Source organism: Pseudomonas sp. PDM24, from assembly GCF_019218905.1.
Lineage (GTDB): Bacteria > Pseudomonadota > Gammaproteobacteria > Pseudomonadales > Pseudomonadaceae > Aquipseudomonas.
Map to the genome: position 1 here is coordinate 23,512 of NZ_JAHUWR010000007.1, position 16,288 is coordinate 39,799.

The 16,288-nt window shown below is 55.6% G+C and carries 5 protein-coding genes; all 5 read right to left on the reverse strand.

All coding sequences use genetic code 11. The annotated features are described in order from the left end of the window. Positions 1-55: 55 nt before the first annotated feature. Positions 56-2,890 carry an RHS repeat domain-containing protein gene (locus KW837_RS21870; RefSeq protein WP_218398601.1) on the reverse strand — a complete coding sequence of 945 codons (2,835 nt, stop codon included), beginning with the start codon at positions 2,888-2,890 and terminating at the stop codon, positions 56-58. Next, entirely contained in the window at positions 2,887-7,299 is a 4,413-nt protein-coding gene (locus KW837_RS21875; RefSeq protein ID WP_218398602.1) for a SpvB/TcaC N-terminal domain-containing protein, read from the reverse strand. The genes KW837_RS21870 and KW837_RS21875 overlap by 4 nt, the downstream gene beginning before the upstream one ends. After that, on the reverse strand, positions 7,296-11,126 hold the full coding sequence (locus KW837_RS21880) for a neuraminidase-like domain-containing protein (RefSeq protein ID WP_218398603.1): 3,831 nt from the start codon (positions 11,124-11,126) through the stop codon (positions 7,296-7,298). The genes KW837_RS21875 and KW837_RS21880 overlap by 4 nt, the downstream gene beginning before the upstream one ends. Positions 11,127-11,153: 27 nt before the next feature. Continuing rightward, on the reverse strand, positions 11,154-14,123 hold the full coding sequence (locus tag KW837_RS21885; RefSeq protein ID WP_218398604.1) for a Tc toxin subunit A: 2,970 nt from the start codon (positions 14,121-14,123) through the stop codon (positions 11,154-11,156). Positions 14,124-14,338: 215 nt separating this feature from the next. Beyond that, positions 14,339-16,258 (reverse strand): methyl-accepting chemotaxis protein, encoded by a 1,920-nt coding sequence (locus KW837_RS21890; RefSeq protein WP_218398605.1) that lies wholly within the window; start codon positions 16,256-16,258, stop codon positions 14,339-14,341. Positions 16,259-16,288 lie beyond the last annotated feature (30 nt).

Consider the following 16,288-nt stretch of genomic DNA (forward strand, 5'->3'; position numbering starts at 1 on the left):
TGAGCGAGGTTAAGCGAGACCTGCCGATTTTCCGAGAGGCCTCGCCTGGCCAGTTTCAAACAAAAAACTTGCCTTGCGATTTGTTGTGTTCATTATGCCTGAACAGTAACTCCCGTCCTCTTTGTATCGTTGCGCGCGAGATGGCAATCTCACTTTGTATTGAGCTGCGGCTTATGAGGCTTGAGCTTTTTACGCCTATACGATCGGCCATTCGATCGATAACTCGACCCAGCCTGCCTTTCACACCCGCGGCATAAAATTCATCCACACCCAGTTCGTCAAATGCTGCGTTGATGGCGTGAGCATCGTGCTCCAGAAAGTTGTCGAGTTCTATCAGCTCATTGTTCAAACGTTCGATTTTCTGTCCCGGCAGACCGTCGAGGGCTTTGGTCGCTTGGGTCGACGATTCAAAGTTTGGAATCCACGCTCCTTTTACCTCAAGCATCTTTGTCAGAACGAAGCTGGTTGCCATCACTGACAGATTTTTCTGTCCGATTGTGTTCCGCGGATTCAGGTCCTTCTCTTTTGCGTGCTGTAACTTTGCGTTCGCGTCATAGAACGCCGTCCGTGCTGTGTATTCTATATCGTCAGGCTCTAGTCGCCTGGTCTGGGGATACATGGCGACGGGTAGATGCCGTGTTGCATTGAATTTCCCGGCAAGCGAGTCAGTCGTTAAAGAAGTGGCGACAGCCGCCCCCACAATGCCCATCGGTCCGGTTGGTGCGGCCAGCAGTCCCGCCCCCAATGCCATCACATGCCTTACTGCGTTATAGCCGTAACTTTGAAACAGTCTTTTTACGATGTCTCTTTTTCTCATGCTGTTGTAGAGCTGGTGGTTCAGCGTGCCAACTCTTTTGTTCACTTCGCTCAAAATGCCGGAATAGGTCCCTAATTCTTCCTTGATGGCGGCTTCGTCTTTTTGAGTGCCGTGATAATCGATGTAACGCAGCGGATTATTCCCGACCATGCAATACAGGTTCAGCCCGTCAACCGCCCCGGTCGGATCTGGGCTGATCCAGCGTTGCAACCATGGCGCGTAATATCGTGCTCCATAGTAATAGAGGCCGCTGGCATCGCGTTCCTTGCCCGAGTACCGGATGGTGCGGTAATCGGCTTCCACCTTCGAGCGAGACGCTGTCCATGCCGTTCCGCCAAATGGGAAGTAGCTCTCCTGACTGATCAAGTCGGCATTGCCATCAAGTTCCAGTGAACTGGAACCCAAATGGTCATCAAGGCTATAGCGCAGTTGATCTGCGGGAATACCGGAGGGCTGGCCTTCGGTCCAGTGCAGGCAACGAACGCTGCCACGACCGGCCTGCACCGTTATGACTTCCAGCCGCTCTTTCCCTCGAGTACGGATTTCGATGCCCGGTAAATAGCGGACCTCTCGGGTGTGAGTGATCGATGCACCCTGGGTGGTGGTCGTTTTGCGAAGACGCTGACCACTGCCGTCATAGTCGTAACGTTCATGGTCGTCAGGGCCATCCTCACGCTTGACCAGCACCACGCGGGTAAGTTGATTGTGTGCATTCCATTGCAGCGACTGGCCCGATTGCAAGTCTTGCAGATTGCCGTTGTCGTCAAAGGTTGTAGCAGTGCCGGGCAATTCAGAGCCCTGACGCCAGGACACCAGACGATTACTGAGATTTGCCACGTTAAAAGTTCGGGTGTAATTGTTGCGATCCCGCACATGGCGCAGTTCGGTCAGGTTACCGCCAGCGTCGTATGTGTAGTGTTGGGTGAAATTGAACAGTTGCCGGGTATCGATGGGTGTAATGCCGAGCGCAGGAATATGGGGGGCAGTGGTTGTTCCTGCCGCCTCTCTTCCGGTTGCACTGGTCAATTGGTAGAGGCTGTCATAGTTGAATGTGCTGACGGCTTCGACTCTCTGGTTACTGCCAAACTGCACGGGCTGAGCTTTGTCCTCGATTTGCGTCACATTACCCACCGCGTCATAGCTGTAGTGCAGCGACTGCAAGGTGCGGTTCGATACGGAGGCAGTCATCGAGGTCAATCGACCGCTGGCGGGATCGAACACCGCGCGGCTCATGACGTTGTTGCCTGCGGTCTGTGATTCAACCTGGCCGAAGGCGTTGTAAACGAGATCCTTCACCAGGGTATTTTCGATTTCGGTATCTTTGAGTTTCAGGCTCACGGTTTTGAGTCGGCCTGCAACATCAAAGGAAAAACGCTGCTGGTGTTGACCGGCATCCACCAGCCGGATGAGCTCGCCCGTTGCGTCGTAGTGCCATTGCGTTTTGTAGCCATCACCCGTTTCTCGTAAGAGGTTTCGGCTGTGTTCCTCTGCCGGCCAGTCCAAGGCTTCGTCATTCAACAGAAAGTGGCGTGTCTGACGCGAGGGTTTACCACCAAGGGCGTATTCGTCGATGAGCAGGCTGCCTGCTTCGTCGTCGTGGCGAATCAACAAGCCACATCGATTGAGTGCGGCCGAATCTATCGAGTTGTCGCCATAACTGAAGCGTTCGATGATGCGTGCCGACTGCCCCGGCGATTCTTCCTGGATCGTGATTGGCCGTAGTTGATTATCGAAGGTCGTTCGCCAATGATTGCCTCGCTGGTCCCAGTTGCGAAGTGTCTGCCCGGCGTCCCCCGGCAAGTTCAGTCGCCACCCGGCGTCAACGCTGTCTACCCGCAGCGGTCTGCCGGACAGGCTGTAGAGGGTCGTCAGATTGGCCTTCGCAAATTTTCCAAACAGGCGCGGATCCCGCTGCGCTATTACGCGTCCGGCAAGGTCATGGTCCTGGCTGGTAATGCGTGCCTGGGCGCTGTCATCTGCGTTGGCTCGCCAGTAAGTGACTTGCCGTACAGGTAGCCCGCGGCTGTCGAGGGCGTTGATCGTCGGTGTCTTGTTGTGCAGACGTGCGTTCATGCTTCACCTCCGGTAGTGGAGGTGGGTTTCGGCAAGATCTCTTCCAGCGTGTCGTTTTCGTCTTCGTACACGTTGTACCACGGGTGGCGGGTATACCGTCGCATGCAGGAAACACCGTTTTGTTCAGTTTGACGCGTATAAGCAAGGCGGCCTAACGGATCGTAAAACTGTTTGTCGTGGGGGCTGGAATTGCGCAGGAGCGCATCTTCGATATAACGGTGTTTGTCGCAGAACCAGGGGCGGTAAATGCGGATCGGCAATCCCTTGTTGTTGTATTCGACCCGTTCGCTGACACGCCAGCTCTGTTCGGTGACCTTTTGTTTGTGTTGGAGCGTGCGACCGAAACCGTCGAGGTCAGTGACGGTGATGCGAATTTGTTTTTGATCGTCACCTGGAAAACGATCGGCAATCAGGACGGCCATGTGCACTGGTTCACGTATCGAGGCGGTCAGTTCGCTTTTCAGTTTCACGTCATCGACAGAAAGGGGGGCAAGGTCCGACAACCTGGTTCGAGCAGACGCACGGATATGTCCGCTCGGCAGCAAGTCATGATGGGTCACGCAACGTTTCAGCCAGTGTTTGTCCGCCAACGCTACGTCCGATATGCGTCCCATCCAGCTCAATGGCGCGTAAAAGATAGTGCTGGCAGTGTCCTGTAGCGCGTCTTTTTCCCGTTTGATTGCGTCTGTCGGATTATCGAATGCTGGCCGTTTGTATTCGGCGACAGGTTTGAAACCGACGAGTTCGTTGCCGGAGTTGCGGTGGAAGCTGCTGGCCAACATTTGTCCGAACCCGTTGTAGAGGCACTCTTGTACATTGCCGTTGGGATCACTGATGCTCAGGGGCTGGAATGATCGGTAATCATGGGTGGCCTTGGTGATGCAGCCATCGGGTTGTTCGAACTCGGTGATGAGGCAGTAATAGTTGTCGTAGCGGACCTTGGTCACACCAAAACTCTGGCTCGCCTGGAAGTTCAGTGGCCGGTAGAAACCTTCCAGCCTGGCATAAGTCACGAAGCCGTGTTTGACGGACCAGAGTTTTGCGGCAGCGGTAGAAAGCGGGAGAAATTCGGTCATGCGCTGATAGCCGCTGCGTTCGAGCAGTTTTCCTTTTGGCCGAGAGGCTTTTGGTACAACATCGAAGGCCTTTAAGGCCGTTTCGTCCAGTTCGGCGGTTTCCACATGATCGGACAGCGCCTCGAAGTGAGCGACGCCGTCTGGCAGGGTTTGGGCATCTGTAGAGTGCCTGTAGCGTTGCACGCTCAATGCGGTCAGAAGGCTTTGGGTCGCCCACACGGTTCCCTTGACGAACTCGACGAACTTTTCGTAAGTAATATCCTTTATGGTCAAGCCCCCGGCTTCGGGGGCTTTGGGTAGTCTCAAGGCATTGACGCGCTGACGGTAGGGCAGCCCCAATCGCCATTCCTGATCGCGGTCAAGATGGATGAACTCGGCACGGGTTTCGTTCAGGTAGTAGAACTGTTGCGCCGGATCATGAGCGTCGCGCCACCATTGTTGTTGGTCGGTATCACTGAACGGTGCTGCGTCACTGACGGTTTTGCGTCGGGCGTAATGGACGTTCACGCTATGAGTAAGGGTGCCATAGGCATCGTGCTGCAAATTCAGTGTGTGCTGGCATTGAGGATCATCAGTGATGTTTTCGTACTGGTAACTGATGGACTCCAATGGCAGTGGCAACATCCTTGCGTAGCGCTGATTTTTCCCGGGGGGCTGTAATTGCCGAACCAGGAAGCGGTTTTCCTGAATCGAATACAGCATTCTGGTTTTCTGGTGCTTATCGACTCCGAAGAGCTCGGTACGTAGTAGGCGTCCGCAAAGGGCGCGGGCCATTTCACGGCTAGTCAGTTCATCCGGTGGCAGGATGAGCGTGTCATTGCCTGTGTCAGGGGAGTACTGACACAGCAATGTCTTACCCGGTTTTACTGCTTGCTTGTCTGCGCGGTGATAACGGCCACGTGACGCGTCAACGGCTTGCCCGGTATGGAACCAGCGCTTTTGCAGGCATGGCAGGGTGAAACCTTGGGACTCGGTATCGCCTCCGGTGGTTTGCTGGAGCAGACCGAAGCCGCGAAATTCGCGTTCGCTGCCATCGTAATAGCCTCTGCTATAGGAAAAACTCTGGCTCTGCCGGTTGCCGGTAATCTCATCAAGCCGGGTCAGCTTCGAGACCAGATGCAGGACAAATGGCACGTGGCAGATGGGGGCGCGGTCGGCGTTCACCTCGTTCTTTTTTTCATCCAGCCACTCCTGCGCTGAGCTGCGGTAGTTGATGCTGCCGGCAGCCCCCATATTGTTGTTGGTGCCGGTGAGCAAATAGGGTTTTGCACTGACGAAGTCGTAGCGCCAATGCCGGGGTGTCCTGTGCGGCACGGTCAGAATCAGGCTGGAACAGCCGAGCCCCTGTAGATCGGCGATACTGACCTGACATAAACGGTCATAGCTCACACCCTCCGGCCAGGGGAGGGTAACGGGCGCGTCGAAGCTATTGCCGCTACGGTTCATGAAGATCAGTGCATGGTCCGCGTTCAGATAGATCAGATCGGTTGCCCCGGAACCATCCAGATCTGCCAGGCGAACACATGAAGCGTCGAATGCCTCGTAGGCAATATTCGGCGAGCCCAACACGACTCCTTTGCCGAAGCGTCCACGGCCCAGGTTTGGCCAGCACTTCACTTCGTTGTGACGAATGCGCACCAGATGGTGTTGGCCACTGCCCAAAACATCACTGAAAGCTACCAGCTCGGTGGATGACGGCCTGAGCACTGGAAGGGAGTCGTCATGCATGTCACGGGGCACTTCGCGAGCCGCCGTAAAACCTTGTTCTCGTTGATTGGCGTACAGGCGCACGCTGCGAGGGCCTATTAGCGTCAGATCGCTGAGCCCTTGGCCCATCAGATCGGCCAGTTGCCCTTCAGGGTTGAAAAACTCCAGGGGGAATTGGCTGAACGTGGCGAAATCCGACCAGTTGCGATCAGGCTTGAGGGAAAAGAAACCGTACAATCCGGGTCGGGCAATCACCCAGTCCAGACGTCCATTGCCGGTAAGATCGCTCAGTGACTGATGCATCGGTTTTACAGCATTGGCAACGGGGATAGCGGGCAATGCGCTCCACTGGTCATAAGCCACACTATCTTTTTTGCCCTCGGCTCGCATGGGCTCGCGGTAGTACCAGGCATTTTCATTGGAATAAAGCACCCCCGGCAGTCCTTCGCCGTACAGGTCAACGAGCTGGTAATGCTGCCCGTCATTGAGGCCCGGCATGTTTTCAAACCGCTTCCATTGGCTGACGGAAGGTAGATTGAACTCGCTGTAGTCGAATTCGAGCGGGGGACGGTTTTCGGCGGATGCCAAATCGGTAAACGCCTGATCATGAGCAGCGCTCAAGTGGCAGTACCCCAAAGGCGTTTGGCGGTAATCCAGTAAAAGGCGACGAACCAGAATCGGGTCGGCACCCAACTCGTCAGGGAAACGGTGAAACATCAGAACCTGGCGGCACAGGCGTTCGGTACGTAGTTCAAAGCCATAAGCGAAACTGGAAAAGAGGTCGTCGCGGGTTAGCCATTGTTGCCCCGTATAGGACGGTTTCTGAGCGTAGCCGGCACTGCGCTCGCCGTAGTCAAACAGCAATTCGAAGTGCCATTTCACCGTGGCGAGGCGCTCTGCTGTCCATAAGTAAAGATGGGCATCCGCCGCGAAATTGCCGTAGCAGACATGACTCAAATAGCGTTGGGCCGTGATGCCCTGTTCGTTGGTTTCGGCTTTGTACCGGTAGAGAATGTGTTCGCCGTGTGCGTTCATGCTCTCCTCCAGCAACCACTCCCCGACCCGGCTCGCATTGAGTGGATCGACGCGACGCGATAGCTGACTTTTTCCGTACAAATGAAGGCTGCCATCCGCACTGTGCACCAGCCAGAAGCCCGGCTTGTCGCTCTCCGAGGACCAATGTTCAATGCGCTCGAAAGCGCTTTCGACTCTGGGGAAGTGACGAACTACCGCGTAGATCGTATCCAGTTTCAGGTCGTTATATGTGTTGATGCGCGATTGAATGATGGTGCCGTCGGCATCGCGTTCCGGCATCCACACCACCCCGCTTGGACCGATAATCTCATCCTCTTCGGTATAGGCCGGCACCCCCGTGCTGGTGCGTCGTGCCACAACCGGCAATGAGATTTCCCAGCCGATGCCAAATACGCCGTTGCCCGCAGAGCTTGAATAGCTAAGTGAGAGGGACGGGGCGAAGCCGCGTCCCGGTGAAATCGGCAAGGCAATCTCATAGGACGCCGCGCCATGGGCACCGACGGTGCCCAATCCTTTGCCAATGCTCTGAATAGCCCCCCCTCCTTTGGGCAGTGACGGGGCGTTGACAGGTAATACAGTCTGCTCACTCATTGCGCACCCCCGCCTGCCCGGGCCGTATAGCAAACGTGCACGATGATATCGGTGAGCGATTCGAGCATGGCTTTCTGGGCGGCATGATTGGGAAACGACAGCTTCCATTTAGAAATCGCGCCGGTGTATTCAAACGGCAGGTAGCGCTCGTCTTGAAAACTCAGGGTGAAAAGCCCGTTATCGTCGATACCTGTCGACAGGGCGATTTGTTGATTGGCCCGCAGACCTTTCATCACCGTCTTGTCGGTGCCGGGCATGACGACTTCGGTGCTCGTCTGGGTCAGTGTGGCCCGGATATCTTCATAAGGGCCAAGGACAGCCGGCAGGGAAATACTGATGCTTTTGATCCGGCGCAAACGGTGCCCCGGGTAGTCGTTTTCAAACAGGGACTCCATCAATTCGAACTCGCACGAGCCAGTATCGACCAGTGTGGATTTGATGCCTTTGATCGACGTGTTGTCTGCTGCGAGCGTATCGTCCCAGGGGTTGTTGATCGATGGCGCAGACTTGTCTTCGGTCTTTTCCTTCGTATGAAGTTGGCGTAACGACACGGTCTTGCGAATTTCCAGCTCGCGCTCGTTGCCCAGCAGATAAGCGTTCTTCATCTTCACCAAGCCCAGCTTCATACGCTCGCCAGGGCCGAGCCCACGGTAGGTGCTGTTCCATGTCTGGTGCTGGAAGAACGTTTGAGTGGTGTTGTCGGCTGTCTCGTAGCGCCAACTCCGTTCGGTGAATTGGCACAGAGAGAACGTTGAGTCATACACCTGATAGTAGAAGCTGGAGAGTTGGTGGGTGAACCACTGGTAAAGCTGAGAGTTGGTAAAACGCTGACTGAGAAAGTCATAGGAGCTGCGGGCTTGAGCCAAAGAGGTTTGAGTTTGTCGTAACAGCAGTTGTGAGGCGGTCTCTCGTTCGGTTTCCAGCGCCAGCTGTGCATCGATCTGGGCGATTTCGAGCTTTGCCAGGTCGCGGGCGAGCGTCCAATCCTGATGGCGGCGTCGATACTGCGCGGCGCGTTCCAGGGCCTCTCCAGTGCCGTAAGCTGCGGTCGCCACGCCTTGAGCCATGGCCATCATGGCGTGCGGGCCACCCTCCAGGCGGGTCCCGCCGTCTGCCAGGCCAAAGATGTTGGGCAGCACCTTCAGACCCTGGCCGATTGCATTAGCCGCATGAGCACCCGCTTCAGCGATACGCCCCGACAGATGGAATGCCGCAGCCGTTACTTCTTCTTGATTGACGATCTCGTTTACCAGCTGACTGTAGTAATCCTGGCGGCATTCGACGATGGCTTTACTGGCCAGTAATGCTTCCCGGGATTTCTGGTCGATTTTCAGGGCCTGGGTCTGCAGGTCTACCGCATAGTTGGCCATATCCCAGATGTGTTGTTGCTGAAGCTCTTGATAACTGGCCTGTTCGCTGCGTTCGATGAACGACAGTAGTGTTGTGCCGAACTGAATCACCGTGTCTACGGCACTCATGGCTTGGGCGTGCAGGGCATTGAAACGGTAAGGCGGGATCTCTGTGCCAAGACGCGGGGCCATACCGGGCTCCGCAGCGCGTGGTGTATTGGCGCCGAGCCGATTGTCTGAAGCGGCTGGAGCTGCGAAGAGCGCAAGCCTCAATGGGCGACCCACAATGTCGAGATTATGCCGCAGGTTGTGCAGTCGGCTTTCGAGCTTCTCCCAGCGAGGGAACAGCACGGGATTGAAGGGCAAGCGCGAATGCGGGGCGTCAATCGCATGCGCGGAATGTGAATGGACGTACGGGCGAATACACACTTCAGGGACCAACGCCGGGGTGTCGGTGGCCGGTAGGTGCTTGCGGTCTTTACCCAGCTGTTGCTCAAATTCATGCAGCTTTCTATTGGGCTCCTCGCTGAATTCTTTCAACGTGAGCGCTGCCCAAAGATCGGTTTGCCTGATATCCGGTCGTGGGCCCAAAAGGTTCTGTGCGCGCAAATACCAGAGCTTCGCGTCGGTCAAGCTGTCGGGGCTCAATTCGCGGTAAGCAGTGTCGCCGCGGTTGAGCAGAATATCGATATAGAGCATGTACAAGGCTTTGCGAAAGTGCACGGGATGACTCAGTGCAATCTGGTGCGGATCCTGTGGCCCCTGGATGGCGTAGCTGGATTGACCGGGCTTGGGAGTAGGGCCAGTAATCAGTGGCACCGCGTTCCAGTAGTCAGGGTTATTGCCACTGACTGCTTTTCGGGCGGGATTGAACAAGTACTGCAACCAGCGCTCGGCTTCGCCGTATTGACGCTCCTGGTTAAAGCGGTGTGCCACCAGCCAGGGAAGGTAGAGAAACAGCTCGACAAAGTAGCGGCCGTAGGCACCGTAGAAATCCAGTGTCTCAGACGGTTTGCCGCTCTTGAATGGTGGTTCTTGCAGATGCTGAGAGGACCAGCTCAGCAATGTGTCCATGCTTTCTTCTGCGCGCTCGATCAGGTGCCTGGCGAAGGTAATATTCATTCGGATGGGGTTGCGAGGCTGGTCTGTCTGGGCCTCGCTGTTCTGTATTTCAGAGTCTTTGAAGTCGATGAATTCTGTTGTACCTAATGCGCTGTCCAGACGAGATTCGATACTAGGAGCCGTCGACTTAGATTGGAGCTTGAATTGGAGCATTTTTGTCTTGGAGAATGGCCAGCACTCGAGAAGCGAAAGTAGCGTCTTGTCTTGTTGTTGATCCAGTTTACTGCGAGGAACTACTTTTGAAATGATCAAGGCATCCTTGTCGATAATGGCCGACATGATGAAATCAACAAATGGAAGACTCGAATCTTCGCGCTCATATTCACCGAGATGCAAGGCGACGCAGAGTGAGGAAGACGATTGATCACAGGTGACAATGGTTCGTGTGTACTCCTTCAATTTCGTCAGGTTCATGCCTTCAAGTGTTTTGGCCGAACAGTAACCTTGCACGCATGTCTGCGGCGTACTCCAGCTCCCGTCATATTTCTTGAAACACATGTTCAAACGAAACAAAGGCTTGGTGTTGCCCTTTTTTTCTTCGTTTGCCGCCTGATCCTGAAAGATGCATTCAGCCCAGATCACATATAAGCGATTGTTGAACATGACCGGACGGATAGTGTGTTCGAGAGTGCTGTCGGAAACAGGTAGATTGATGCGGTGCCAGTCGGACCATGCCTGGGGTTCCGGAGCATCATATTTGGCCGACCGGGAGACGGGCACAAAGGGGCGACAAGCCATGTCCAGCGAACGCCAGTACCAGGTATTGGCTGCACGGGATTTGGCAATGAAGTAATAAGTGCTGTTGGCGAAATCGCTTCCGTCGATGTAACCGTTGACGATTTCCAGGTTGGCCACTTCTTCCAGCCTGGCCAGATAGGCCAGCACAGCCGTTTGCACTGACTCGGCAGTGAGCTGGTTGCGGTTAAGGTCGTTTTCCAGTTGTTCGAAGCTTTCGGTTCTGGTTTTGCGAAGCGTCGGATCAAGGTATGCCGCAGGGAAATAGTACAGGCGCTGATTGGTCGCCCAGGCCTGGTAGTGATGTATGACGGTGCGCCAGGTATCGACTTGATCGGTTGGAATCTGCGCGGTGTGATACCCCGGTTCCATGTTGGCCAGAATGCTGTTGATGTATTGCTGAAGACTGGCAATGGCACAGGCAACCGGGGTGGTTGGCACGTCTTGACTGACCAGCACATCAAGTAACCAATACTGGTAAAGGTCATTGGCCGTTTTGAGGTGCTCTGCGATTTTCAGGGTTTTCAGGGTTTCGTCTTTCGGGACGATCGCTGACAGATAGAGCCCGAGCTGCGCATCACGCAGGCTTTCATTCAGCCGTTTTTCAATAGCGACAGACATGTTCATTCCTTGAGCATGTAGTGAGATTTAGTGACTGGCCGCCATGACGGCTTCACCGACTGTTTTCCATTGGGCGACTGGACTGTTGTTGTCGAGGGATGCTGCATTTAGCAGGGCGGTCGCGTTAAGCCCGGTAGCTTTGCAAGCGTTGTGGCAACGCATGACCCAATCGATGTCTCTCATTGTTGTGGCCTGCTTGAACATCAGCTTCGAGGCGAGCACGGTGACTTCAGCCGTGGTCCATTTCATTAATTGGGCCAGGCGGAGGTTGACGACACTTGGCTCGCGACCGAAGAAGTTCGCGAACTCCAGGTAACTCAGCAGGCTTTCTTCCGGCTGCTGGTAAGTATTCATGAAGTGGTTGAAGCGATCGAACAGATACAAGGTTTTGAACGACAGCCTCAGCTGTCCATCCGGTGTGTCCAGCCAGCGGGGAGTGTTCAGGAACGCGCGCAAAGCCTTGTTACTCAACTGCAGCCGGACAGCGGCCTCGGTATGGCGCAGAAGGGGATGCAGTGTGCGCGCAAGTTCGTAGGAGTTTTTTGAGTCCAGCGTTGCGGTGAGAATTTGATGGACGGAGGTTTTCGCCCACACCACTACATCACTTGCACAGTTCATGGGCAGCAAAAAGGTTTCCTGCAGAAACGCTTCGATCAGGTGCTGCTGACGATCATGGGCCAGCAGGAGAAGGTTTTTAAGTTTTTGCTTGCAGTCGGTCTTGAGCCTGAGGTCTTTGTCGGGATCCGCATCCAGCGCCAACTCAACAAAGATTTTATCCAGCGCATCTGTCAGCTTCTGCGGTACATCGTCTTTGATCGAAGGGGCGAAATTTTTTACCAGACCTTTATCATCGAGCAGGGTATCCGCCAGCTTCGCTCCCCAATCAAACTTTTCTGGCAGTGCCAATATCGCCAATTCTTGTGCGGTTACCGCGCACTGGCGCGTATCGGCGACAAGTTTGGTGAGGTGATGCTGCAAGTCCACCAAGAGATAGTCGTCATTGGGATGCAGTTCAAGAAGACGTTGCAGCATCGGGATGTCGTAGGCGGACTCCTTGATCCAGCGGGTTATCCAGTCCAACTGCATCAGGATATCGAGAATGTGTGCAGAAGCTTCCTGAGGGGGGGCACTCAGAACGACTCTACCGGTTACCAGACACCTGGAGATACTTTCCCCGCCCAGCAAATTTGCCAGCGTCGACAGTTCGGCAATCGATAGACCGAACATTCGCGCTATCCGGGCCTGGCGATAAATCGATGACAGCGTGGGCAAGTCACACTTGAGCGGACCCAGGTATTTCTGCGTGTTTTTGACCACTAGCAATAGCGAGTCCTCTGTCAGAGGCAGGCCCAGGCTGACGCTCAAGTGCTGGAGAATGGTATGAGAGACTGGGTCCGAATCGTTCGCCTGGAAGTCTCGGCCATCGAGCTTCAGTGGCTTTTCGAACAGCCGGGCTTTATTGAATACCTTATCGAATAGGGAAATATTATCGCCGATAGCGCATGGGGATATCTGGTGTAGGAGCGCTGCAAAGTCTTCAGCTGTGATCGAGTACCGCCGGTTCAAAAAACGATAAACACCGAGAGCTCGAATGACATAGCTGTCGAGTTGCATCTTTGCATTGACTCGCAACTGCGACTCCAACGCACTGCATATCAGAATGTCCAGCTCGTTGAACGGAATTGCGAGCCAGCGCTGGAGGCGGATCATTCGATGCAGGCGTTCGAGTTTGTCCTCGGTCGCATTGGCGATTTCGCCAGGCTTATTTTCGTTGTCCAATGTCATGCTTTTATCATCGGCAACGACAGGGCCATTTACATAACGGGCACCATAGGGCCGGGAAAAAGGTACCCCCAAGGAGTAATGAGGGGATGTGCGAGGCGCGAATTTACCTTGTGCCAGCAATGCTTCCATTTGCTCGGCCTTAAGTTCGGTTAGCTCCAGAAAGGTCGGAATTTTTTTCAGGTCGGAAATCGACGCGCCAAAGATTCTTTCCCAGTAGTTGCCTTTGCGCTCGCTCTGTTCCTCGGGGGGGAGTTGTGTGTGTACCTCATGTGTCAGGTTTTTTTCGGCCCAGGCTGTCAGCAACGCTTGCTGTTTCGGACCAAGCCCGGACATCAGCATCTGAGCTTCATGAGACGCAGTCTTCAGCACCTTGCCGTACGAAGAATTTCTGGAAGGCGTGAGAGGAAGGGAATCACTGATGAGATAGTTCAGCTCTCCGAGCGTCGGTTTGTTCGCGCTCAGTCCCAGCAGGCACTGATGATGGAAAAACTCATAAGGAAGGGCAAAGGGGTAATATCTATGCGCTAAAACCTCATAGGTCGACTTGCCTTTGTCATCGGTGGTCTGCAGCGCGTTCTGAATGTTTTTGTCGAGAATCGCATTGACGATTCCGAGCATCGGTTGCGCAGTGAAGGTGCTTTGCTGATCAATCGACAGACCGGCGAGATCCGGGCGGCGTTTTGCCAACGGGATTCGGTTGGTTTTTTCATCCGATGTTTGCGAGGTGCTGGATTCCAGTTGCAGGGCAAACCGGTACAGCGCTCTAAGGTAGGCGACCGGTGAATCGATGGCGGCGATCGAATCATTCTTACAGGCGTCGTCCCAGTTCTCTTTGAACAGATGGGTATAGGTAGGGCCCTGTTTCTCGACCGCACGAATGCCCAAGGGATGCCATTGATGCTGTGCCGTTCCGTCTGACGTGCGCTGCTCCCGATAGAGGTGGCTGATCTGAGCGGCGTAACATCTTGCGTCGTTATAGAGTGACTTGGCGTCGATGCTGCCAGCGTGGGCATTGTCGTTATTGATCTCGGTAGCTAAACGGCCCTTGAAGTCGGCTTCGGTCATCCCGGTGATATCGAACACCGAGGTAAGCCCGAGCTTTTCTTTAACGAGCTTTTCAAATTCTGCTGCTTTGCCTTCGGGGGCGTAGGCCTCGATCAATGTATCGAGTAAGGATTTAGTGTTGTTCTCGGTTGAGGGGGTGTCGTCCATGCCGATGCGTCTCTGAGGAGGTGGAGAGATCGACATTACGGTGTGGCAGGCGGGAACGCTGTCAGCTCCTTCGTTCAGTGGGAACTGGAAACTTCGCCACTTGGCAGGAGGAATTGGGCGGGAAGGTTGTAGGATTCTGAACGGCGAATAGTCGTGGCCTTTGCCGGTAAGCCCAGACCCACCAATAACGGTACTGGCGGGTCTGGGGCACGGGGTTACACCCGGAAGTGACTCACCATCATCTGCAACTGATTACCCAACCGCGCCAGCTCAACACTGGACGCAGCGGTTTCGTCACTGGCGGCGGCGGTCTGTTCGGACACGTCGCGTACGTTGATGATGCTGCGGCTGATCTCTTCGGCCACGGCGCTTTGTTGCTCCGCAGCGGCAGCGATCTGCTGGTTCATCGACTGGATGTTGGACACCGTTCGGGTGATGTTTTCCAGTGACACGCCGGCCTTGCGGGTCAGCGCCACACTGCTGTCGGTCAGGGCGCGGCTGTTGTTCATCACCACCGACACTTGTTGGGTGCCGTTCTGCAGGCCGGCCACCAGGCCTTCGATTTCCTCGGTGGATTTCTGTGTGCGCTGGGCCAGGCCGCGAACTTCGTCGGCCACCACGGCAAAACCACGACCGGCTTCACCGGCACGAGCTGCTTCGATGGCGGCGTTGAGGGCCAGCAGATTGGTCTGTTCGGCCACGGCCTTGATCACGTCCATGACGCTGCCGATCTTGTCGCTTTCCTGCTGCAGCACGCTCATGGCTTCGGTGGAGCGCGCCACTTCGCTGGCCAGGCGTTCGATCTGGGCGATGGCTTCGTTGACCACTTTATCGCCTTCGCGCGCTTCACCATCAGCGGCGGCTGCGGCCTGGGACGCTTCTTCAGCGTTGCGCGCAACTTCCTGCACCGTGGCAGTCATCTCGTGCATGGCGGTGGCCACTTGATCGGTTTCGATTTTCTGGCTGTTGACCCCGGCGCTGGTTTGCTCGGTCACGGCAGACAATTCTTCGGCAGCGCTGGCGATCTGGGTGACGCCATCGCGGATACCGCTGATCAAATCGCGCAGGGTCACGCCCATGCGTGCGATGCCTTGCTGCAGCACGCCGAGTTCGTCGCGGCGGGTCACTTTGACGTCCTGGGACAGGTCGCCGCTGGCGATGCGCTCGACCACGGCCAGGGTATCGCGCAACGGGCCGGTGATCTGACGGGTGATGATTACGGCGGCGATGACCCCCACCAGCAAGGCCAGCAAGGTGCTGATCAGTTGCAGCGTGCGGGCCTGGGCGCTTTCGGCGTCGCGGCGGTCGAGCTGGATCTGATACAGCTGGTCACTCAGGGTCACGATGGTGGCACCCTGTTCGGTCATTTCCTTGCGCGCCTGCACCGCCTCGGTGTTCGCGGCTTTATACGCTTGCAAGGCACTGCGGTAGTTGCTCAGCGCGGTTTCCAGCTGGCGCAGCGCATCTTGCTGGGTCTCGGCGAAATACACGCTGAGCTGTTTCAGGCTGGCGATGGCCGTGTCCAGTTGGGCGACGGCTTTTTGCTCGGTCTCGGCGTTGGTGTTAGCCGTGTAACCACGCACTTCGTAGCGAGCCAGGATGAACGCTTCCTTGGCCGCGGTAATGGCCTGGAACTGTTCGAAGCGTTGGTCGCTCAGGGGCATTTGCTGCACGCGGGTGCTGATCGCTTCGATCAACGTGTTGGCGGTTTCAGCATTGGCGCCCATGGCGTCGCGGGCGCTGTTACCGGTGCGGTAGGCGCTGCGCATTTTGTTCAGGGATATCTGGTAGGCGCTGATGGTCGCGCTCTGCTCTTTGAGCAACTTGACGTTTTCCGGGCTCTTGAAACTCGACAGCAACGCTTGTTGCTGAGCGACGAAGCCGTCGAGGGTGGTCTGCACATTCTGGGCGGCGGTTTCGTCACCGTTGGTCAGCATGTATTGCAGGCGAACCACACGCAGCTTGGTCAGGCCGGCGTTGAGCTGAGTGATGTCGCTCATCCAGTTGCTGCGGTCAATCAACCCGCCCAGGCTCGTCCAGCCGGTCAGGGCGAGGACGCAGGTCAGTGCCAGGACCAGGCCGAATCCCAGGCCCAGTTTCAGGTTCACGCTGATATTACCGAACCAGCTATTCATCAATATTCCTCCAGGAACGTTGTGCTTCTT